Source organism: Bacillus sp. FJAT-27251, assembly GCF_001273925.1.
Lineage (GTDB): Bacteria > Bacillota > Bacilli > Bacillales > Cytobacillaceae > Mesobacillus_B.
Window position 1 is genome coordinate 2,795,278 of record NZ_LIGG01000001.1, and the last position, 22,409, is coordinate 2,817,686.

18 protein-coding genes are annotated in these 22,409 nt (G+C 34.4%); 14 read left to right on the forward strand and 4 right to left on the reverse strand.

Going from position 1 to position 22,409, the window contains the following annotated elements:
• Nucleotides 1-100 precede the first annotated feature (100 nt).
• The gene (locus ADU22_RS13125; RefSeq protein WP_053362555.1) at nt 101-2,197 is read left to right on the forward strand and encodes an ATP-dependent nuclease; all 2,097 of its coding nucleotides are present in this window, start codon (nt 101-103) and stop codon (nt 2,195-2,197) included.
• Nucleotides 2,184-4,073 (forward strand): UvrD-helicase domain-containing protein, encoded by a 1,890-nt coding sequence (locus ADU22_RS13130; protein ID WP_053362556.1) that lies wholly within the window; start codon nt 2,184-2,186, stop codon nt 4,071-4,073. The genes ADU22_RS13125 and ADU22_RS13130 overlap by 14 nt, the downstream gene beginning before the upstream one ends.
• 95 nt (nt 4,074-4,168) lie before the next feature.
• Here the strand turns inward: ADU22_RS13130 and ADU22_RS24280 are convergent, their stop codons facing one another.
• On the reverse strand, nt 4,169-4,354 hold the full coding sequence (locus ADU22_RS24280) for an IS3 family transposase (RefSeq protein ID WP_082252852.1): 186 nt from the start codon (nt 4,352-4,354) through the stop codon (nt 4,169-4,171).
• 91 nt (nt 4,355-4,445) lie between these two features.
• On the reverse strand, nt 4,446-4,823 hold the full coding sequence (locus ADU22_RS25520) for an IS3 family transposase (protein WP_082252853.1): 378 nt from the start codon (nt 4,821-4,823) through the stop codon (nt 4,446-4,448).
• 539 nt (nt 4,824-5,362) lie between these two features.
• Between ADU22_RS25520 and ADU22_RS13140 the strand changes: the two genes are divergently transcribed.
• The 9 genes from ADU22_RS13140 (at nt 5,363) to ADU22_RS13175 (ending at nt 16,862) form a co-directional block, all read left to right on the forward strand.
• Nucleotides 5,363-6,907 (forward strand): type I restriction-modification system subunit M, encoded by a 1,545-nt coding sequence (locus ADU22_RS13140; RefSeq protein ID WP_053362557.1) that lies wholly within the window; start codon nt 5,363-5,365, stop codon nt 6,905-6,907.
• Complete coding sequence (locus tag ADU22_RS13145) at nt 6,904-8,160, forward strand: restriction endonuclease subunit S (protein WP_053362558.1); 1,257 nt, start codon at nt 6,904-6,906, stop codon at nt 8,158-8,160. Before ADU22_RS13140 ends, ADU22_RS13145 begins: the two co-directional genes overlap by 4 nt.
• The gene (locus ADU22_RS13150) at nt 8,129-11,203 is read left to right on the forward strand and encodes a type I restriction endonuclease subunit R (RefSeq protein WP_053362559.1); all 3,075 of its coding nucleotides are present in this window, start codon (nt 8,129-8,131) and stop codon (nt 11,201-11,203) included. Before ADU22_RS13145 ends, ADU22_RS13150 begins: the two co-directional genes overlap by 32 nt.
• Before the next feature lie 242 nt (nt 11,204-11,445).
• The gene (locus ADU22_RS13155) at nt 11,446-12,123 is read left to right on the forward strand and encodes a hypothetical protein (protein WP_053362560.1); all 678 of its coding nucleotides are present in this window, start codon (nt 11,446-11,448) and stop codon (nt 12,121-12,123) included.
• Between the two features lie 111 nt (nt 12,124-12,234).
• Nucleotides 12,235-12,420 carry a DUF6431 domain-containing protein gene (locus ADU22_RS25195; RefSeq protein ID WP_286132278.1) on the forward strand — a complete coding sequence of 62 codons (186 nt, stop codon included), beginning with the start codon at nt 12,235-12,237 and terminating at the stop codon, nt 12,418-12,420.
• A gap of 305 nt (nt 12,421-12,725) precedes the next feature.
• Entirely contained in the window at nt 12,726-13,760 is a 1,035-nt protein-coding gene (locus ADU22_RS13160) for a HEPN domain-containing protein (protein WP_053362561.1), read from the forward strand.
• A 224-nt stretch (nt 13,761-13,984) separates the two neighbouring features.
• On the forward strand, nt 13,985-14,602 hold the full coding sequence (locus ADU22_RS13165) for a hypothetical protein (protein ID WP_053362562.1): 618 nt from the start codon (nt 13,985-13,987) through the stop codon (nt 14,600-14,602).
• Nucleotides 14,603-14,641: 39 nt separating this feature from the next.
• Nucleotides 14,642-15,748: a DUF6946 family protein gene (locus ADU22_RS25200; protein ID WP_231687880.1), complete on the forward strand. Its 1,107-nt coding sequence runs from the start codon at nt 14,642-14,644 to the stop codon at nt 15,746-15,748.
• Nucleotides 15,749-16,259: 511 nt separating this feature from the next.
• Complete coding sequence (locus ADU22_RS13175; RefSeq protein WP_053362563.1) at nt 16,260-16,862, forward strand: hypothetical protein; 603 nt, start codon at nt 16,260-16,262, stop codon at nt 16,860-16,862.
• A 335-nt stretch (nt 16,863-17,197) separates the two neighbouring features.
• Here the strand turns inward: ADU22_RS13175 and ADU22_RS13180 are convergent, their stop codons facing one another.
• Entirely contained in the window at nt 17,198-18,994 is a 1,797-nt protein-coding gene (locus tag ADU22_RS13180; protein ID WP_053362564.1) for a GmrSD restriction endonuclease domain-containing protein, read from the reverse strand.
• Between the two features lie 411 nt (nt 18,995-19,405).
• On the opposite strand from ADU22_RS13180, the gene ADU22_RS13185 reads away from it, so the two are divergent.
• From ADU22_RS13185 to ADU22_RS25525, 3 genes are all read left to right on the forward strand, one after another.
• Nucleotides 19,406-20,935, forward strand: coding sequence for a hypothetical protein (locus ADU22_RS13185; RefSeq protein WP_053362565.1), 1,530 nt, complete (start codon nt 19,406-19,408; stop codon nt 20,933-20,935).
• Between the two features lie 151 nt (nt 20,936-21,086).
• Entirely contained in the window at nt 21,087-21,323 is a 237-nt protein-coding gene (locus ADU22_RS13190) for a hypothetical protein (RefSeq protein WP_053362566.1), read from the forward strand.
• A 243-nt stretch (nt 21,324-21,566) separates the two neighbouring features.
• Nucleotides 21,567-21,815: a PDDEXK-like endonuclease domain-containing protein gene (locus ADU22_RS25525; protein ID WP_353611384.1), complete on the forward strand. Its 249-nt coding sequence runs from the start codon at nt 21,567-21,569 to the stop codon at nt 21,813-21,815.
• 18 nt (nt 21,816-21,833) lie between these two features.
• Here the strand turns inward: ADU22_RS25525 and ADU22_RS13195 are convergent, their stop codons facing one another.
• Nucleotides 21,834-22,397, reverse strand: coding sequence for a cysteine dioxygenase (locus ADU22_RS13195; protein ID WP_053362567.1), 564 nt, complete (start codon nt 22,395-22,397; stop codon nt 21,834-21,836).
• Nucleotides 22,398-22,409 lie beyond the last annotated feature (12 nt).

Consider the following 22,409-nt stretch of genomic DNA (forward strand, 5'->3'; position numbering starts at 1 on the left):
TAAGAAATTCCTAATTAATTTTTATATTTAGACAATCTTCTACAAAATTTTACCTTTTTCTTTGAGAGAATATAAGTAAAAAATATGAGGTGTTTATACTGTGAGACTAAGCAAACTTAAATTTAAAAATTTTAAATGTTTCGGTTTAGAAGAAGAAGAAATAGAATTTGATAATTTGACAACCATTATTGGTGCTAATAGTGCGGGTAAAACAGCAATAATGCATGGAATACTTAAATTATTTGGTGATACAGGAACAGAAAAAGAGATAACACGTGCTGACTTTCATATTCCTGTAGATAAATCTCCAGATGAAATCTTAAAGAACCATTTAAGTATCGAAGCAGTATTTGAGTTTCCTGAACTACAGTTAAAAAATGGGAAGGAAAGTTATGCGGTACCTATTTATTACGAAAACTTTGTAGTCTCTTCCCCAGGAAGTCCTCCATTTATGAGGGTGTTATTAGAAGCAACATGGCAACAAAGTAGTAGTCCTGAAGGTATTATTGAAAATAAGTATTTTTTTGTAACAGCTAAAGAAGACGAAGAGGTTACTGAAATTAACAAAAAGCCAATGTCAAAACATGATAGGTCACACATTAAAGTAATATATGTACCTGCTGTTAGGGAACCTTCTTCACAGTTGAAAAATGCTTCAGGCACATTATTATGGAGAACACTAAAAGGAATAAATTGGTCAGATGCTGATAAACAGGGCGTTCAACAGCAAATTAGTCTAGTTGATCAAAAATTTGGAGAACAACCAGGAGTATCTTTAATACAAAAAACAATAGAGGACCAATGGAAGAATTACCATAATGAAGACCGTTACAAGAATGCATCATTAAAATTTAATAGTACGGACTTAGAGAATATATTGAAAAAAGTAGAAGTAGAATTTACTCCTACAGAAATTGAAAGAGCATACAAAATTGATTCGCTAGGTGACGGATTAAGGTCTTTATTTTATCTCTCTCTTGTAGACTCCCTACTAGAAATAGAAAATCAAGCCATTAAAGAATTATTAGATAAACAAAAAAAGACTGATGAAAGGATTTTTAATATTGAGCCTCCTGCATTAACTCTAATTGCTATTGAGGAACCCGAAAACCATATTGGTCCACAGTTATTAGGTAGGGTAATAAATAATCTGGAAAGAATAGCTGGAAGAGAAAATTCTCAAACAATATTAACCTCACATAATCCGTCCATTGTTAAAAGGATAGACCCTAGGAATATACGTCATGTTAGGTTATGTAGGAAAACATCCAAAACACTTATAAATAAAATAGCTTTGCCTTCAGACAAGACAGCCGAGTTTAAGTATGTGAAAGAAGCAGTTCGAGCATATCCTGAGTTATACTTCGCTTCCTTAGTAATTCTAGGTGAAGGTGATAGTGAAGAGATAATACTGCCTAAAGTTATGGAACTATCAGGAGATAATGTAGATTCAAATGGAATTTCGGTTGTTCCATTGGGTGGCAGGCACGTTAACCACTTTTGGAGATTATTGAGTCAATTGGATATTCCCTACATAACACTTTTGGATCTTGATAGAGAAAGACATGGTGGCGGATGGGGAAGAATACAATATGTTTTAAATCAATTGATAGAAATAGGGTTTGAAAAAGAAAAGTTACTTTTATTAAAAGATGGAAGTATTCTTTCAGATGAAAAATTAAAAAGCATGCACGAATCAAGTTTAAACCAAGAAGGAGTATTGTTACTAAATTCTTGGGTAAATTATTTAGAAACTTACAATATATTCTTCTCTAATCCATTAGATATAGACTTTTTAATGTTAGAAACATTTAAGAACTATTACATGGAGACAATAAGCGGACAAGAGGGACCATTTATAAAGGATTTAGGTAAAATTAAAGGTCTAACGGAAAAACAAAAAAGTGACTCGAGGTATAAGGGTAGAGTAAATGAAGATATTAGAAAGACTCTTAAGCCAGAAGGCGGGGATGGAAGCACCTATTCAGATAACCAAAAAGAATTAATGATTTGGTATAACTACTTTTTCTTAAGCAGAGGTAAACCAAGCACCCATATCTTGGCTACTTTGAATATTAAACCTGAAGTATTCTCAGATAAACTACCAGAAGTATTTAAGAAGATACTTAAAACTTCTAAGAATATATTAGGTCAAATTAATGATGAAGTTGGAGTAGATGTTAATGAATTATCCTAACCCGAGAGAATGGAAACCATCTGGTAATATTATATTAGAGGAAAATGCATTAATTTCGGTAAAAAGTAACAAAAATTTATTAGTTATTGCTGGTCCAGGTGCAGGAAAAACAGAGCTATTAGCACAAAAAGCAAGTTATTTACTGGAAACGAATACCTGCCAAAATCCAAAAAAAATACTTGCAATCAGCTTTAAAAGGGATGCTGCTGAAAACTTAGCAGAACGTGTAGAAAAAAGGTGTGGAACAGAGTTATCTAAGAGGTTTGTTTCCAAAACATATGATTCATTTGCAAAAAATCTACTCGACAATTTTATCCATGGACTCCCAGAAGAATATAAACCTATGGCTCATTATATGATAGCTATTCAAAACAGGAAACAAAATGATATTCGTAAAGCATTTGATGTAGCTGGGGCTTTACCGATAAGTGAATTATCAAATAGGGATTATAACGATTTATTAAATAATAGGTTAATAGAACAGCGTTTACCAATAGAGAAAGAAAATCAAAATGGAAAAATAGTCAAAAAAGCATGGGATATCCTACTTAAGGGGGAGGTAAATGAGCTTCCACCTACACTGAGTTTCCAAATGATCTCTAGACTTGCAGAATATTTACTTAGGGTGAATCCATTAATAAAAATGGCTCTAGGGCAAACCTATAGTCATGTTTTTCTTGATGAATTTCAGGATACTACAGATATTCAGTACGATTTATTAAAGGGATGTTTTTATAAATCTTCTTCTACCATTACTGCTGTAGGAGATAATAAACAGAGAATTATGTTATGGGCTAGGGCAAAAAAAGATGTATTTGAGGCATTTAAAAAAGATTTTTCAGCAGGTGAACAACGATTATTAATGAACCATAGGTCTGCTCCAAGGTTAGTTGAAATACAAAAATTAGTTTATGGTTACTTAAATGATATTAAACATGATGTTAAGACTAGTGAAAAGTGGTCAGAGACTGATGGTATATCAGAAATATGGACATTTAATAATGCGAAAAGAGAAGCTGAGGTCGTTGCTGAGAAAATAAATGAATTTATTAGGGAGGAAAAAATAAACCCAAGAGATGTTTGTATATTAGTTAAACAATTGCCCGACATATACGGAGAAATGATTATTAGCTCTTTAAAGGAATATGAAATTATTGCAAGAAATGAAGTAGTTTATCAGGATTTTTTAAAAGAAGATATTGTAAAAATACTTCTCAATGCATTAATTAGTGCTTTAGAAAAAGAAGATACTGAATCATGGATTAGTGTTCTTAGTTTCTCAAAATTAATACGTGGTTTTGATAGTAATACAGATTTTGAAAAGTTAAATTCTTTAATAAGAGAAATAAAAAATTTTCTTAATAAAATTGATAACCAACTCAAAGGATTAAAATCGGAAAAAGATTTAGAACAAGTCATCTGGGGAATAATAAATTATTACGATATAAACTCAATAAAGGGACTATACCCAAAGTATAAACAAGGAACTTTTCTAGATGAACTTATTATTGATTTGATAGGATTCCTGTGGAGAGAGTATGTTTTAACCAATGATTGGCTTACTTCAATAGAAAATGTAAGGGGTGCAAACTCAATACCTATTATGACGATTCATAAAAGTAAGGGTTTGGAATATGATACTGTAATTTTTATTGGATTAGAAGATAGTGCATTTTGGAATTATCTAAAGCAAAAAGAGGAAGATACATGTGCATTTTTCGTTGCTTTATCAAGGGCAAAAAGAAGAATAATTTTTACTTTTTCTAGTGATAGAGAGGTGACATCTCCATATTATACAAGGCAAAAAAGAGATAAAATTAAACCATTCTATGAAATCCTAAAAAAATCTCAGGTTGTTGAAGAGATTAATTATTGAAAAAGGTATATAATGAGGAAGAAAAAGGAATTTACTTTTGAAAAAGAGACTATGGTAATGAACTGTACTGAACCCTAAAAGTTAGACCAAAATATTTAAGCAGCTAATTGACTGGTATGAAGACGGTACTCAACCGGGCGCATGCCAGTCAATTTTGCTTTTATTCGTTCGTTGTTATAGTAAAAAATATAATCAGCTACTGCTTGCTTAAGCTCTTCAAATGAATAATAAACTTTACCATAATACATTTCCTGCTTCATTATTCCGAAGAAATTTTCCATTGGTCTAAAGCACCCAAGATTGCTTTTGCGTTTGGGCGTTCTGAGAACCGATAGGATATAATTTCACCATTAAACATATCTAGAAACGGATCTAAATAAGCTTTCTGATGGTTATCTTTCCATTAGAATCCGTCGTGTAGTATTTAAATTCGGATGTATCAGTTGTTAATTTTTGATGCGGGATGCTTGTATGGAACCTGCGGTTGACAAGGTTTTTTGAAATCTTGCCTATGCGTCCCTTATAAGTGCTATATTCGCGTGATTTGCGTGTGTATGATGTACAAATAATACAAAGTTTATTGGTAATTCGCAGGATTTTTTTGTGATTTACGATATAACCTCTCTTACGCATTTCCATATCAATTCGACGGTATCCATAATTCCCATTATGTTTATCTACAATATCTTGAATAATCTTTTCAATCTCTTCATCTTGGTTAGAGTCATTAAATCGTTTTTGCCAATACATATAGGTTGCCTTTGGAAAACCTGTTGCTTCAAGGATAACAGCTAATTTGAATTCTTTCCTGAGTTCTTGGATGATCCTGGATTCTGTTTTAGCAGTCGGCTCGGAATATTTATCCCTGAAGCTCGGAGCTTTTTTAAATAGGCATTCTCAGCACGTAGTAACTCTATTTCTTTTAAAAGTTGTTCTTCCTTCGTCAATTTCTTTTCAACTTTTTTCTTCTTCGGCTTGTGGTTAGCCTTCCTATTTAATGCAATAAATGCAGTATGGTGTTTATTAATAGTTCTTATGACTTGGGCTTGGTTATGTCAAATAACATTAGAGGCCATAATAGAAGTGGTGGAAGAGGCAGAGGAAGAATGCGATATTAAAATAGTAATTAAAGACTATTCCAAAAGAGTGGAATAGTCTTTTCTTTGTATACCGATTCTTAGGGATTTTTATTAAGCATATAATTAAAAATTCAATAAAAACGAAGTTTAAATATATGATATCAGATATGCTAAAATAGGAATAAAGATGGAAATTTGGAGGAGTAAAAAATGGCTGTTAAAGCAGATATAGATTTTCAAAAAGACTTATTCGATGCGGCAACTAGAATGCGTGGAAGTATTACTCCATCGGATTATAAGCATTACGTATTACCTTTAATCTTTTTACGTTACGTATCATTACGTTTTGATAAAAGAAGAGCGCAAGTTGAAGAAATGGTTAATGACACTGAAAGTATTTGGTATTCAGATGATCATGAAGTAAGAGAAAATATTCTAAATGATCCTGACCAATATAAATCTGAAAATGTATTTATGATTCCAGAAGAAGCACGTTGGTCTTATATCGTTGAAAAAGCAAATGATAGCAATATTAAAGGGATATTAGACAATGCTATGAAATTGATTGAACAAGAAAACCCAGAGCTGGAKGGGATTTTACCACGTATCTTCCAAGGTTCTAATTTACCTGCAGAAAATGTGGCAGGATTAATTGAGATTTTTTCCCGTGATGTTTTTAGTGCTCGTCATGAAGATAGTGTGGATGTTTTGGGACGTACTTATGAATACTTTATTGGAAACTTCGCTTCAAGTGAAGGAAATCGAGGAGGAGAATTCTTTACTCCTTCTACTATTGTTAAACTTTTAGTTGCTATGATGGAACCGATTGAGGGTACAGTTTTTGACCCTGCTTGTGGTTCCGGTGGGATGTTTATTCAATCAGAAGCCTATTCAGAGAAGGGAAATGCACTATCCTTTTATGGCCAAGAAAATGTTGAAACCACTTTGCGACTAGGAAAAATGAATGTCTTATTGCATGGTATGAATGCTGAAATTCGTTTAGGTGACTCTTTGTTAAACGATCAGTATCCAGACTTGAAGGCAGATTACGTTATTGCGAATCCACCATTTAATGTCGATACTTGGGGTGCAGAAAGAATATCAAAAGATGATCCTCGTTTAATTGGTCCAGTGACTAATGCCAATGCTAACTATATGTGGATGCAACATTTCCTTTATCACTTAAAAGATGGAGGAACAGCAGGTTTTGTAATGGCCAATGGTGCTATGACTACTAATGTAACCGGTGAAAAAGAAGTTCGGCAGAAGTTGGTTGATGATTATTATATTGATTGTATAGTTCAACTACCTGAAAAACTATTCTTTACAACGGGTATTCCATGCTGCTTATTTTTCATAAGCAAAAATAGAGACGGTTCCAAAGGATATAGAGAACGTAAAAATGAGATGCTTTTCATAGACGCTAGAAAAATGGGGGGACTTGTTAATAGAAGACAAAGAGTATTCTCACAAGAGGAAATAGAGAAAATTGCTAATGCATATCATGAGTTTCGTAACGTTGATGGTAGTTTAATTGAGGAAGCCGGATTCACAAAGGTTGCCACTATCGAGCAAGTTAGAGATAGGGATTACAAACTGACACCGGGTATATATGCGGGAACTGCACATGTAGAAGCAGATGATGTTTCCTTTGAAGAGAGAATGGAAGAATTAACAAACACTCTTCGTGAACAATTTAATGAAAGTACACGCCTTCAAGAATTAATTTTAAAGGACTTGGAGGGATTAGTGTGAATGAATGGAATGAAGTTTTATTAAAGGATATTAGTTTTTATAGTGAAGACCGGATTGGTTTGAATGAAATAAACTTATCCAATTATATTTCAACTGAAAATATGAAGCCTAACAGAGAGGGCGTTACAGCCGCATCTTCTTTACCAGCAGGCAAAACGGTCAGTGCCTATTTTTGTGATGATATACTGATTTCAAACATAAGACCTTATTTCAAAAAAATTTGGTTTGCTGACAAAGATGGCGGGTGTTCTAATGATGTTTTAGTCATTCGGAGTAAAGACAATGAGCAAGTTGATAGCAAATACTTATACTATAATTTATTTACTGATCACTTTTTTGGTTATGTAATGTCTGGTGCAAAGGGTGCAAAGATGCCAAGAGGAGATAGAGAAGAAATAATGAAATATTCATTATCTCTACCACCTCTAAATATACAAAAAAAAATTGCGAGTATATTATCCAATATTGATAATAAGATTCAGATAAATCTTGAAATAAACAAAACCTTAGAACAAATGGCTATGAATATATATAAACATTGGTTTATTGACTTTGAACGATTTAATGAAAGTGAATATAAAGATAGTGAGTTTGGTTTAATCCCCAAAGAATTAAATGTTAAAAGAGTAGATGATTTAGGAAATGTGGTTACAGGAAAAACTCCTTCAACAAAAAATAATAATTTTTATAATGGTAAAATACCTTTTATTAAGATACCTGATATGCACAATAATACATTTATTGTGAAGACTGAAACTACTTTATCAGATGAAGGGGCTAGTACACAAAAAAATAAAATGTTACCTCCATTAACTGTTTGTGTAAGTTGTATAGCAACACCGGGGCTAGTTGTACTTACAACAGATTTTTCACAAACAAATCAACAAATTAACAGCATTGTTTGTAATGAAGAAATTAGCCCATATTTTGCTTATCTTTCAATGGTATATAACTCAGATACCATTATTTCACTCGGTAGTGGTGGGACAGCAACGTTGAATCTAAATAAAGGTGATTTCTCATCAATAAAATTATTAGTTCCTAACAATGAAACAATGAATTGTTTCCATAAACAGGTTGAGAGTCTTTTTGAGAAAATAAAACTTAATGCTATTACTAATCAAAAACTTATGGAGGTACGTGATTACATACTTCCACTTCTATTAAGAGGCGACATTAGTATAGTAGAAGCAGCAGAAATTGTAAGGGAGGTTATTTCAAATGAGCAGCCGGAGCCGTCTGTACGAATCTGATTTTGAGGAGACAACGATAGAAAGGTTAAAACAACTAGGATATGATTATTTACCTGCTTATGAATGGGCTTCCCGTCCTTCGTTAGCAGATGTTGTTATAGAGGCACGCTTGGAGAAGTTTCTTTATGAGAGTTATCCTACCTTTCCAAGAGAACATATACCTGCTTTAATGTCTCAGATTATTAATATAGACGGTGTTACAGTTGAACAACGTAATGAACGATTTCATGAAATATTAACTAAAGGAATAGACTTAAAAATTGAGCAAGAAAATGATGAAGATTTGTATTATCATATTTGTCCTATCAACTGGGAACAGCCGTTGCAAAATGATTTCGTGGTAATGAATCAGTTGGCAATAGAAGGGAGAATGTCTAGACGGCCTGATATTATTGTATATATTAACGGATTGCCACTAGTTCTTTTTGAACTTAAAAGTCCATATATAGAGAACACTAGTGTTCAGGACGCTTACACGCAAGTAAGAAATTACACTTACGACATAGCACAATTGTTCACTTATAATGCCTTTTCAATTATCTCTGACGGAACAACAACATTACATGGCATGCCATTCGCACCAATTGAATTTTATGCTGCTTGGAAGTCAATAGACGGTGTTAGGATAGACAATAATATAGCAAATACGATGAAAACACTTATAGAGGGTTTGTTTGAAAAAGACCGTCTACTAAACTATATCCGCCATTTTATTGTATTTATGGACAATGGTAAAACAAAAACAAAAATCGGGGCGAAGTATCACCAATTTTTTGGTGTTAACTTTGCAGTACAAGAATCGATTCGTGCTACGAGACCAAATGGAGATAGAAAAATAGGTGTCATTTGGCATACACAAGGATCAGGTAAGTCTATTTCAATGTTATTCTTTGCAGGTATCTTAATCCGTCATAGTGATTTGAAAAACCCGACTGTAGTGATACAAGTTGATCGTGCTGATTTAGATAATCAATTACATGACACATTTGTTGAAGGAAAGTCTCTTGTTGGACATGTGAAACAAGCAGACTCTGCTTCTGATTTAAGAGAACTCTTAAAAAATGAATCTGGTCAAATCGTTTTTACAACGATTGAAAAGTTCCGACTAAAAGAGGCAGAAGGTGTTCACCCAGTTCTTTCGGAACGAGAAAACATAATAGTTATTGCTGATGAAGCACATAGAACACAATATAATGACGCTGGATACGCAGGACACATAAAAACCGCTTTACCGAATGCGAGTCATATCGGATTTACCGGGACGCCTGTAGATTTTGCAGGTAGAAGTACTAATGAAGTGTTTGGTCATACTATTCATACTTATGACATGCTACAAGCGGTTGAGGATAATGCAACTGTCCCTATCTTTTATGAATCTCGTTTAATCAGATTAGGGATCACAAATGAAGAAATAGATAATCAAATTGAAGAATTAGGAACAGAGGCAAGTAACAACGAATTTGATAAACATCGCCGTGCATGGGCTGCTCTTGCAAAACTAGCCGGAACAAAAGAACGAGTTGAGGAATTAGCCAAAACAATTGTTAACCATTTTGCTGAAAAACAAACGGTAACGCCTGAAGCAAAAGGAATGATTGTTTGTATGAGCCGCGAAAATTGTGTTGCATTATATAATGAAATGAAAAAACTTCCGGATTGTCCGCCAGTAGAGATTATTATGACTGGCGATGTTTCAAAGGACCCAGAAGAATGGCGTCAAAAGCAAGAGGGAAGTGATTATGCTCATATAAAATCAAAAGAGGAGCAAGAGGCTGTCAAGGCTAAGTTAAGAGACCCTAAAGACCCGCTCAAACTTGTTATTGTACGTGACATGTGGCTTACAGGATTTGATGCAAAACCATTAACATACTTGTATGTCGATAAACCCATGAAAGGGCATAACCTAATGCAAGCCATTGCAAGGGTAAACCGAGTTTTTCCGGGCAAACAAGGTGGTACCATTATTGACTTTATTGGAATTGCTACTCAGTTAAGGGAAGCAACTAAAAAGTATACAGATAGCGGTGGTAAAGGAGAATTAACTTTTGATATTGAACAAGCAGAAGCCTTGTTTTGGAATTTTTTACATGAAGTTAAGGCTTTAGTTCCTAATGAACTTTCACCTAGCAATCTATCTCTTAATGAATGGCGAGCACTACCTAAAGTTGAAAGAGAAGATTTTATTGCCGAATTGGTTAACCATTTCTTAGGGACCAATGAGAAATCATTTTTAGAGGCTCAAGCAAGACTTTCCCAGTCACATAAACTTGTTTCCCACCTTACTTCTGTTACAGCAGTATCAGGTGAAGTGTTGTTATATGACATTGTCAAAACTCAGTTGCGTAAACTATCTAACCCTATTGGGGGAGATGGTCAAGCTAATCAAGATTATGAAAAAAAATTAGCGCAAATTGTCAACGAAAGTGTCAGTTCCTATGATGCTTTAGATTTATTTGAAATTGCAGGAATTGAAAAACCAAACTTGTCTGTTCTTGATGATGCATTTTTAGCAGGATTGGTTGAAAAACCTCATGTTGATCTACGCTTAAAATTGTTAAAACAACTTTTAGAAGATGAAATAAAGGTTAAGTTTAAGAAGAAAAATCCAAAAAGTAAGCAAATGAGTGAAATGTTAAAGAAAACAATTGAAGAATATCATAATCGAGTAATTTCAGCAGCAGACGTTATCCGATTTATGGTAGAAATGAGAAACAACTTAGACGAAGAGACAAAAAGAAGAATGGATTTAGGTCTTACTGAAGAAGAAGTGGCGTTTTATGAAATTATCGCAAATATGGAAAACACCACATTCGAAAATCAGTTTATGGCAGATTTAGTTCATCAAGTTGTTAAAAATATGAAAAAAGAATTTCAAGTTGATTGGACCAATCCGCACCGCCAAGATATCTTATCAAAAGTAAATCTCGCAGTAAAGGCCACCTTAATGAGAAATAAAATAAAGCCAGAACAATTAAAGTTCTTAACTAATGCTTTTGTTGAAGAAGCCAAAGAACAATTTAAAGATTGGCCTATTGATGCTTAAATAAAAATTAAAACCAAGAAAGAATAATATTTCCAAGAGAGTAGGAGAAATCCCTGTTCTCTTTTTTGTTTTAAAAGCGGGAATATAGGTTCGAATCTTGTATAATTCTATAAGTATAAATTATTCATAAACATGGAACCTAAGAGGGAGATAGCTATTTAAAATGGCATAACGCCAAATTATATTACAGAAAAAAGTAAAGTTATCTCAAAATATTTACGAGGGGAGTTTCTTAGAAAGAAATGGATAAGTTTAAATATGTGGTTCTAAATTCATTCATGATGGCAGTTATATTTTTCTTGATAATGGATTTAATTCAAAAAGAGGAAGAAATTACTGGAATTATTTTTATAGTCTTGGCTTCTATAATAATAATTAATATTCTTGTATTTATTCTTGATTTCTTGCTAAAGAGGTTCGATCTCTTTCTCAAAAAGAGGAAGCAAAAAAATTACTCGTTATATGATTGGTTAAGCGATCCAAATTTAATTTCAAGTTTTACGACTGAGCTTACTACTACTAAAAGAATTGATTCTAAAAATTTCTACTCAAATTACAATCTAACTAAACAAATACTAAAGAATCATTTTAAGAAGGAAGAAGACCTCAGAAGTTTTAAAATTTATCTAGAAATGATTACTGAAAGTCCGAGATACAATGCTATTTTAACGGCATCACAATCGATTATAGTTGCAATAATAGTTTCATTACTTTTAATATTATTCAATAATAATGATCAATTGAGTCATTTAGAGTTATATAGTAGATCAATCATATTTATAATGTTATGGATATGTTTACTCTCACTAATAACTTTTTTTAGCAAAGAAATAGACAGGAATAAAATATTACTTAAGTTAGTTAACGAATGTATATTAGAGATCCAGCCGGAAAAAACAAAAGTGAAAAATTATGATTAAATGTTGTCAGAGTCTATGGAGACTTGTCAATTCACTTACTTAAATAAAGTAGTGAAATTGCCCTGAGAAATTCAAAAATCTGGAAGGTAGCTCTCTTAATTATTATAAGAGGTGCCTAGTCACACCCTAGTTAGGGGTGCGGGGAGGATTACTTCCCCTTGCTGCGGGAAAAACATGTTGGTTAGAGGTACAAAGAATCGAAAAGCTAAGGATCACACAGGACAGAGTAAGACATATAACATCCGGAGATTGCAGTGTACCAATTGTGGTACCATCCATCATGAACTTCCAGATTAATTGAATCTTTATAAAGGCTATGAGGCTGAATGTATCGAAGACGTTTTTACGAGCCCGTCCAATTATATTGTTCCGGCCGATGAGTCCACCCTTTCGTGAAGTTTTGCTGGTTTCGTGAATTTGTGGATTATTTATTGGATTGGCTGTTTGACTTCCATCATGATTAGAAATAATCAAGGGGACTTCCGTTTTCATCCCATGTCCAAAGGTCCCCGGACTGTTTTTCAAACAACAGATGAAGGAGTCATGGAAGTATAATGCTGTACAAGAACAAAAAACTAAATTATTGGTTATGGGGAGTATAAATGACTAATACAAGTAGATTAATAAAGGTGAAATTTCCGATTTTTCAGCGGAGTCAAGGTGTATTTTGTTTAACAAGTGATGAGTTTATCACAACATGGAAGGAAGTTCCTGATGTATTATCCGAAGTAAAAATAGAAACAAAAAATGGTCTAATAAGGGTGTTTTTTGATTGGGATAAGCATATTGAAACTATTAAGGAATTTGAAAGACTAAATTCATACTACACTCTGGAAAATTTATACAGAAATGTATTTACTGAACAGGATATTCCTCAGAAACTTTTAAACGAAGATATATTAGAAATAGATTGTTTTATTGAATTCACCACTCTGAATGGAAAAGAAGTATTGGATGAAGAATATGTTGATAGAATTATTGAGCATTATTTGGAAAACCTATTAGTCCTTATTTTCCTAACAGCAAATATAAGTGCCCCTGGTTGCTTTGATTGCTTTAGTCACGATTTGAGGAGCGAATCAGGATTAGAACTTTATGAGTTTTCTTCTTCGGTTCTAGAAAGTGCACGGGAGAATGGTAAAGAACATAAATTGTTTCGATTAGATAGGGTGGAATTAGATACTGTATGGAATTGGATAACAAATTTAGAGTTAGGATATAGGCAAATTGCTTTCAATACTACAGAACGTGCACTGTTCTCACTTCTTCATGTATGTAAAGAAAATCAAATTACTCCTACAACAATTATTTGGACTTCTCTAGCGTTAGAAGCGTTATATGATACCCCTAAATCTCAAATAACGAAAACCCTTTTTAGAAGAATTTTATTATTTTTAGATATAAAAGAGAAAGATAAGAAAACATTTAGGAAAAAATTATATGACTTTTATAATTTTAGAAGTCGATTTGTTCACGGTGATTTTAATATTAATAATCCTCTTTCAAATACAATACTTGAAGAAAAAATTTGGTCATATGAAAGTGAAATCCTCGAAGCGTCTTATTTTGGATTAAGTATTGTGTTAGCAACGATACAAAAAATGATAGTTAATAATCTGAAGAGTATTAAACTATAAGAGGAGGTATTACTTTTTCGATTCCTGTAATCCATCCACTTTCTTACTATATAACTCGAAGTAACTAGAATAAGAACTTTTATATAAATTGAAAATTCAAATAGTGAATAATTGTGAGGTTTTGTTCATATATACGGTTTTTGGTGAATTTCTCGTCATTCCATGTTACCAATAATGACCGTGCTGGTGCAGTAGTGGCCGTTACTCGTTCTAATAAATAAGAGGTGCCACTGGCACCACCCGGAATTTATGGATGGCTTAAATACAAATTTACCAATACCGATGAAACTAAATTAGCAAGAAGAGTTGCTGCCATCATCTCTAAAGGAATGGAAAGAGAATTTGGTACACAATATTTAACTTTGGGTATGGACGGAAATATTTTAGAACTGCCAAGAGCAAAGCCAAAATATCATTCAGCGACTTTGTACAATCAAGCCAACGCGATTGACCTTATGTCAGATATGCTTATGGAAAAGGGATATCGTGTTTCTCGGACATCCCAAATTCATGCTGCTTCTCATATATTGGCAACGAATAAAGATGAAAAAACAGCCAGAATTTTAGTCAGACATCTTCAATATGATTCTGCCTATAAGCATTCTCCTATTCCATACCAAGTCTATAAAATTGATGCTTTTGAAACAGAGGAAGAACATGATAAAGGGATAAAAGAAATTAATTTTTTTGTAGGTTATAACTTCAAGGATCAATGTTATGCTTGTTTGGAAATTAATGATTTTATAGAAAAAAGAAGTAGGGTGGTACATCAGAAAGAGGGGATCAGGTCAGAGTTCTATAATTCATGGCGCCTGCTTGATGATTACTTGGATAACAAATAAGAATTATTTCGTAAAAGGCGATTATGATGGGAGGTCATTATGACTAATTACTTTGTTCCAACCAAGGGAATAGGCTCATGGAAAGACTTATTGGCAGATTGGGAAAAACATTGGAAACCTGGTAAATCTGCATATGAATTAGCACTTTGCTGGGAGGGGGTAACGAACCTACCTTCATGCGTAGATGAAGTATTTAAGCAGAGTAATCTGCTTCTTTTTGAAGATGTTAAGACCTTATACGCCTTTCCTGAGTACAAAGTTTCTCTGCCAGGTGGTGGCGCAAGTTCACAGAATGATCTTTACCTTTTGGCAAAAGCACAAGGTGAATTAATGACCATTATGATAGAAGGAAAGCATTCTGAACCTTTTGGGGACAAAGTGGGGGACTGGAAAGGGGTAAACCCAAGTGAGGGGAAAAGAAGAAGGCTGGAGTACCTATTGTGCCAGTTGGGTTTAATAGAAGATGATGTTTTAGACAAAAGATACCAATTACTGCACAGTACAGGATCGGTAATAAAAGAAGCCAAGGAAGTAAACGCAAAAAATGCGCTATTGCTTGTCCATTCATTCAGCAGGGAAGGAAAATTGTTTGAAGATTACGCAGCCTTTGTTGATTTATTCAAGCTGGAAGGTAGGAAGGATGCAGTTGTCGGTCCAGCGTTGGTAGGTGGCGTTAATCTTTACTTTGGGTGGATCACTAGCGAGCCGGTTGGCACTAATTCCAAGGAGTATTTTTATAGCTTATTTAAAACTGATAAAGCTAGGGCATTAGCAAAACAAATTGATGAGTATATTTATAAAAAAAGTCCTTATCATGCCGAAGTGGAAGACTATCATGATCGATGCAATAACGGGGTCCGTACGGATTGTATAGGTTATATTAGCAAGAAAGGTTCATATAAATTTGCAACCATAACTTCGGCGAGGAAAGTATGTTTTGTTCTTCATCTTGGGAAAAGGCTTCACTCAGAAACAGCAAAAGCAATGCAAAGGGAAATTGATGAGTTGCTTGGCTATAAATATGAAAATTCTGACCCGATAACATTGACTCCTGGTGAAGTGTACATAAGATTGGGGTGGGTTGATAAATTAGAACTGATAACTAGGTTCATTGATAAGGCATACGAATTGAGGTTGGAGAAATAGTGTTAGCGTGACAAATGTAGTTTATTGAATTAGATACGCGGGGACACCCATTTTCGTCCACCAGTTTTATTACATTATTGACCTATTACTATCACAAACCAAAGCAACTATTGCATTTGAGGTTTTTTACAAAAGTGAAATGTCTTCACCTATTTTGCATAATCTGCAAAGAGATAAAGAAGTTTACCTTTAAAGACTACACTTAAAATACGGGATGTTTTAGGTAATAGAGTAAATAGTCTGCTTATCATAACTTGAGGAGTTTAAAAATCAAGATGAAAAAAAAGGGTATAAATCTTTATGTGGACGATTTGACCTATTGGGTATGGTTGTTTTTATTGTTAAAAATAGTTGGTCCGACCGTAATAAAAGATAATAAGAAGTAAAAAAATATAGATGAACTGAAGAAGCTTCTGTCTATTAGATGGTTGCAGATAACGGAATAAGGGTACCGGTAGTTATATAGTAGATGGGTTAATTCTCTTCAACACTATCTAAAAAGGAGCAAGTCATGGCTAAATTACCAATTAGACCAATATTTGAAGGAGTAAAAAAATATGGTCCACGGGCAGGCAAACTTGTTAAAGAAAACTGGAAAGAGGTAGCAGGAGCAATAGGAACTATTGGTGCTGGGGTAAAGGCAATACAAGAAATGAAAGGTGATAAAAAAGAAACAAAGGAAAAACAAGGTAAATTGCATTATAGAAAAGAACGTTATAATAATTACAAATCAAAAATATTAAGGGAATTGGATAGTAAAAATAGGAATGAACTATTTCAACATATATTAGAAATAGAGTATTTTATTCAACAGATACAAAATGAAGAAAAAAATGAATTCGGCATTAAAAAGCCAATTCATGATAGAAGAATAGATAATTGGAATAACATTCTTATTCAAATTAAAGATAAAATGCATACAAGAGATTATCATGAGTTTATTAAAATTTATAATAACACAGCATATCAAAGCGAATATTTTGTAGGATTTGAAGGCCTCGTAGAGAAATTTATCAAACTTAAAAACAGTCAAAATAATGATGCCCTAATACATTTTATTTCAACAAGAACAAATAGGAGCCATAATCAAATAAAAAGGGATTTTTCATTTTAGATAGAAAACATAGGTAAGATGAAGCTGGTATCATCATGCTCCTGGTCCAGTTGAGCAATATTACTGAAAAACTAGCAAAAAACCTTTGTACTCCTGCGTCTCGGGGAAGCAAGTGGTGGAAAAGGGTGCCTAAGTCGTTTTGTCCATTGCTCTAGAAAGGGCGGTTACGACAAGCAAGATGTGGAGGTAGAAAAGTTTAATGTAAGTCAGAGGTTGTTTATATTTAAAAAAACCCTACGCAATCATACAAACACCAATGAAATGTTTAGCAATTGAACTAAAATGAAGTGCAAAAGCCGTCTTTGGACGGCTTTGTTTTTACCTGCAGAAGGTACCTATAATTTCTCATAAAACCTACGTATCTTATTTGCCATAAGACGTCTCCGTTCTACCAAAAAATCCTCATAATTAGAAAAATCCAAAGAAAACAGAGACTCAGGTACACAGTTCATTTCCATATTTTGTTTTAACTCAGTTAGGTCCGTAATCTCCCCAATTACAGTGTTGCCTCCCTGGCTTTGTTGGTTAACCAACCCCATGTACTGGAATGGAGCCTTGTCTCTAATGGCAAGGTTAACTATTTGCTCGGTATAGACATAGTTAGCAATTTGATTATATTTACCTCGATTATTAATACCATGTTTCTGTAAATATTTTTTAGGAAAGATATGATGTACATCCCCACGTTCTTCTATTAAATGGCTTACTGTGATGGATTTTGATAGAAAGGCATTATCTTTTTCATAGATTTGAGCCATGATGAACAGGTTAAAATAAGGGCTGCTCGTCACAGAAGTATCCAAGTTGGTTACTAAAATATTGTTCCAGTAAGCATCAGATAATTCACCAGCCTCAACACTTTTTAGATACTTATCTGGTGTTTCCGCAAGGTTAAACCTCCGAATATCAAATTCAAACATGGTCTCAGGCGAGCTTGAATAGCGTTCTGTTAGTACGGACAGAACTAGCCATTTGCGAACGATCTTATTTATTTCATTTCCATTAATATTTTTTTCTCGAAGCAATAAAAAGAGTGTATAGGCAAAATTTAAAGCGTTTTTTGATCTTATCAATTTTGGCGTAATAATCCCTGCTGACTTTACAACCATGACGAATCTCTTAAAGTTCGTCTCGTTAATAAAATCTAAAACACCTTCCTTTAGAGTGCTAAAAGAATTTTGTATAATATCCTCCCTGTATTCCCTGGTTTCAAAATCACGTCCTGACAATAAGCTAACTAGATTTGAAAGTTTACCCCTTAAGAATTTATACGTAAATGCAACTCGTATTAAATCTGAGTAACTTGGTTCATAAATGGAAGAGTGATATTCTTTAACCCATTTTATTTTTTGAAAGTTCGAAGTTGAGGCAAATTCGGTATCGTTGTTTTCAATATTAGAGTAGTCAGCAGGATTTTTAATTAAGTGGCAAAAGTAATCAATGGTTTTTCGGATAGCTGGACCCTCGTAAGCTTCATTTACGGTAATCTTGGACATAGCAAAATCAGCTTGACTCAAAACAACCCCAGCGGAATTTATTCGAATAAATATTTCTGTAACAGTTTCAATATCCAAGTTATGTGAAAGCTCAATCATACCAATACTGCTGTACTTAATTTGTATTAATTTTTGAAGAACACGGTTCATCTCATTATGGTCAATTTCAGGGTTAATAGCACAATATGCATTAATATAGCTAAAAGTATTAAACCCTGGTGAAAAGACCTCTGCAATATCTGGTATCCACTTAACGTTCTTAAGAATAGCAGAGTTTGTCACTTCGAACTTTTCTTCAATAGGATTAAATGCTATACGAATCCTTTTCTTTTTGTAGTTAAAATCTACAACTTCCTGACCAGTTATTGCGGCCGTCAATGCAGTAATCCGCTGCTGGCCATCAATCAAAATTTTCTTTCCCATTGAGATTGAACCATCTTTTAATTTTGTATCAGGATTCTGCCAAGTGATAATGTAACCAACAGGGTAGTTTTTGTAAAGAGAGTCCATTAAATCCCTAACTTTGGTGGCATCCCAGACGAAAGGTCTTTGTATTTCGGGTATTGCAATCATTTTATTGTTAATCCAGCTAATTATTGATTCAACTGTACTATTATTTACATTGTAGTTAGACAAGTTAATCCTCCTTAATAAATTAATATTTGTAAAAAATTATAACATTTGTAGCCAGTTATTGTGGGATAGAGCTATATGAGTTTTTATGCGCCTAATCGTCAAATAGAAGTATCTTGCTAGACTGATATATTTCGGTAATGACCTGATCATTATGATCATCGTTTCATGAAAAGCAAGTGAGGACGATTTAAGGATATAGACAGAAACTGGTGGCGGAATCTTTCGGTGGAGTTAGGAGTGGCTTAACCGTGGGGAGATTACAGAGAGGATCAAGAATTAATTTAGGACAGTTGGGACCTATTGGTACAGGCAGTTTTATTTTATAAAATTCTCCTTTTTAAATAACAATATAGTTTGTTAAATTTTGTATAATGAAATCAAAGAGATAAAAGTACAGCTGGGGGGCTTGTGATGCAGCATTCAGGATGGGTCTTCGAACATTTAAATGATACATACGAGATCAAATTGGATCCTATTTTCAGTGCAAATGAATTTTTAAAGGAGTTAGTAAAACTAAGTCATTTTGGGATAGAGAGAGGACAAAAGACCGGTGAATTTCATAATMTGGTAACCAGGTTATTAGAGTATGTTCAAAGAACTGAGGAATCTGATTTAGCTTTACTATTAACGGAAACATTGCTGAAGGTACAGAAATCTGCCAAGTTTTATTTAACTGATAATGCCACCAACCTCAGGCAACTATGTAATCTTATTCTAATTCAATTTTCTAGTTCAAAAGTGACTATTTATAGCGATACTATGAGACTAATAAATAGCTTTGGGAGTCAATCAAGCAAAACGAATTTTCTGTCTGTATTAGCTACTAAAATTAAAGAAATGGACGGAAATTTATATGAGTGTTTTGATTTAGCATTATCGTTAGAACTACTTAATACTTACCTAGTCCTCGACAAAAATACTTTGAATACTTTATTCCTAGATATCCTAAATGATTGGGATTACTTCAATGGGAGAAAAGACGAAAAGAATCTTGAAAAGCTACTATGGTACGGTTTTGGATTAAATCAGGAGAAGTTTTTGGAAGAACAAATCTTAAATATAAATAGCGTTATGAAAAGTGACAGATGGGGAACAAAATTTTATTTTTATCTTAAGAAATCCCTTACTTCCTCAAAATTAAATGTGGAAAAAATTAATAGAGCTGTTGAACATTTTAACAAGAAGAATTCATACTCACAACCAGAGAAAGAGTGGATTGAACGAAAGATATCTTCGAGAGTTAAAGCATGGCAAAAGAATATTCCAGCCCGGTTATCATCTCAAAAAGTAACTAATCAGACTAAAAATGAGAGAATAATTAAAAAAATAGCAAGACTATCCCCATACAATATACCGGATGGGATTAAATTTGGTGATGTAAATCGAAGTGTTAAATTAAAGCTCGCTGTATTTGATAGTGAGAAAATGACAAAAATTATTAAAACAATATCGGCGGATGCCCTAACATTGGGTAACGAAACGGAATTTTATGTAGACAAAGTAACATTAAAAAAGTTGAAGGAGAAAGCTTATCCTGGATACATAAATGTTGTCGATAACAAGAAAAAGAACAAGAAAAGGAAAGTCAAAGGTAATGAAAAAACAACAGAATTATTTAAATGGCCATCAACTGAAATTACCGGAGAAGGGTTTGAAACTTCTGAGGATTCGAAGGGTTTTAACGAAATCAGTGCTTTAAGAAAAATGGGATATCAAATTACCGATACTTCAAGGGAGAAGCGATGGGCCGTTCTACAAGCAGCTGTTCCTGCAATTGGCTTAAAAAAGATTGTCTATACCATAGCAGGAAACGTTAAATTAAGAAAGGGCCAAAAGAATGGCAGGAAAAAATTTAGTTATGCAATTTCCGAGTGGGAGTACGACCTCCAAAGATTGAAAAGTAAGTACTATAAGAATGAGTTTATTTGGCCGAAAACCTAAGTTATTGTATCCATTCTATCAATATAAGTGAAACGGGGGTCATATTCAGCCAAATCCCTGGTTTAATGCTGGTTATGTAGTAATGAAGTTAAGTTAGGGGAATATGTGGAGTTTGCTGCGAAGTCATGATAGCCGGTTAGGAGGACCACAGATGACTCAATGTGAAGCAATAATTGAACCATTAGAAGCATTGGGAGGGGAAGCGACCATTAGAGAAGTGGACGGTTGGCTGCGCAAAAACTACCCGAACCGCTGGAAAAGCGCGGGAACGAGTCTGGCAGATATGGTTCCTGAAGAAAAGGGAGGCAATACATCCTCCACTGTACCTCCTTATTTTCGTGTGTTGGAAAGAGTGGAACCAGGAAAGTACAGGTTGCTTTATCGTTAGTTGGGCAATCAACTTGGCAAATATACTTTTGAGAGGTCATTATGACTAATTTCTTTGTTCCAACAAAGGGAATAGGCTCTTGGAAAGACTTATTGGCAAAGCCTGACAAGCACTGGTAACCTAGTCGGGGAATCGATTAAGATTTAAGGCGGTGTTGTGGTTTAAGGGAAAATGGGGGACAAGGGGACAGACCTTGTCCCTTTTTAAATAAAGTATAAAAACTGGAACTGAGAACCTTTTCCCTTGCCCCTCAAAAATCTGATAAATCTTGGATACCAAGTCACCACCCAGGTGAGTATGTCGGGATATCGGATTGACCAGACCATCGTAGATCCGAATATTACTTCTAGGTATATCCTGGGGATTGAGTGTAATGGTGGAATGCAACCCATTTGGAGCAACGGAGAGAGTGGAAATGGAAATGGGATACAAGAAAGCCATGCATCCCATTCGGACCATCAAGAAGAGTGCAAATGGGACGCAAGAAAGTGAAACAAACCATTTCGAGCATCAAAGAGGGTGTGTCCCCAACTTAATTTCTTTCATTTTCTGATAATCCTCGTCCGGCCACCAGGCTCCGCACTCATCCGAAACAACACAGGCGGCGCATTTTTCGAGGTCAAAGACCTTCATGCCTGTGATCGGCGGGGAATAGAGATGGAGAGTGACCAGGCTGGTTCCTTCCGCTCTCTGCATTTTGTGGATGCCTTTCTTCGGCGCATAAAATTTTGTCCCTTCTGCATGCTGCTCGCTAAACAGTTCTTTCGGCAGGCCATTCCCGTCGACTTCATAGACCGTATTCACCGACACCCCATTGATGACCTGGATCCAACCGTGCGAGCTGCCGTGGTCATGGGGGGCGCAGTCCAGCTCGGACCAATTCATCACCAGCAGTTCCACCTCATCATTTTTAAAAATAAGCTTCCGGTAATAAGGCTTATTTCCAGCTGGCCGGATTAGGGGATCAAGCTCCTCAAGGGTGATTCCCATTTTTGCCAAAGCATCCTTCAACTCAGCCTTCGCAGGGTTTTTCAATGGCCCTAACACCTTTTTCACCTTTTCATTCACATCCATATGTTTCCTCCT

Coding starts and splice junctions, on each gene's coding strand:
- ADU22_RS13130 (WP_053362556.1), top strand. CDS start 2,184: ATGAATTATCCTAACCCGAGAGAATGGAAACCATCTGGTAATATTATA.
- ADU22_RS24280 (WP_082252852.1), bottom strand. CDS start 4,354: ATGGAAAATTTCTTCGGAATAATGAAGCAGGAAATGTATTATGGTAAA.
- ADU22_RS25520 (WP_082252853.1), bottom strand. CDS start 4,823: ATGTATTGGCAAAAACGATTTAATGACTCTAACCAAGATGAAGAGATT.
- ADU22_RS13150 (WP_053362559.1), top strand. CDS start 8,129: ATGAGCAGCCGGAGCCGTCTGTACGAATCTGATTTTGAGGAGACAACG.
- ADU22_RS13155 (WP_053362560.1), top strand. CDS start 11,446: ATGGATAAGTTTAAATATGTGGTTCTAAATTCATTCATGATGGCAGTT.
- ADU22_RS13160 (WP_053362561.1), top strand. CDS start 12,726: ATGACTAATACAAGTAGATTAATAAAGGTGAAATTTCCGATTTTTCAG.
- ADU22_RS25200 (WP_231687880.1), top strand. CDS start 14,642: ATGACTAATTACTTTGTTCCAACCAAGGGAATAGGCTCATGGAAAGAC.
- ADU22_RS13175 (WP_053362563.1), top strand. CDS start 16,260: ATGGCTAAATTACCAATTAGACCAATATTTGAAGGAGTAAAAAAATAT.
- ADU22_RS13190 (WP_053362566.1), top strand. CDS start 21,087: ATGACTCAATGTGAAGCAATAATTGAACCATTAGAAGCATTGGGAGGG.
- ADU22_RS13195 (WP_053362567.1), bottom strand. CDS start 22,397: ATGGATGTGAATGAAAAGGTGAAAAAGGTGTTAGGGCCATTGAAAAAC.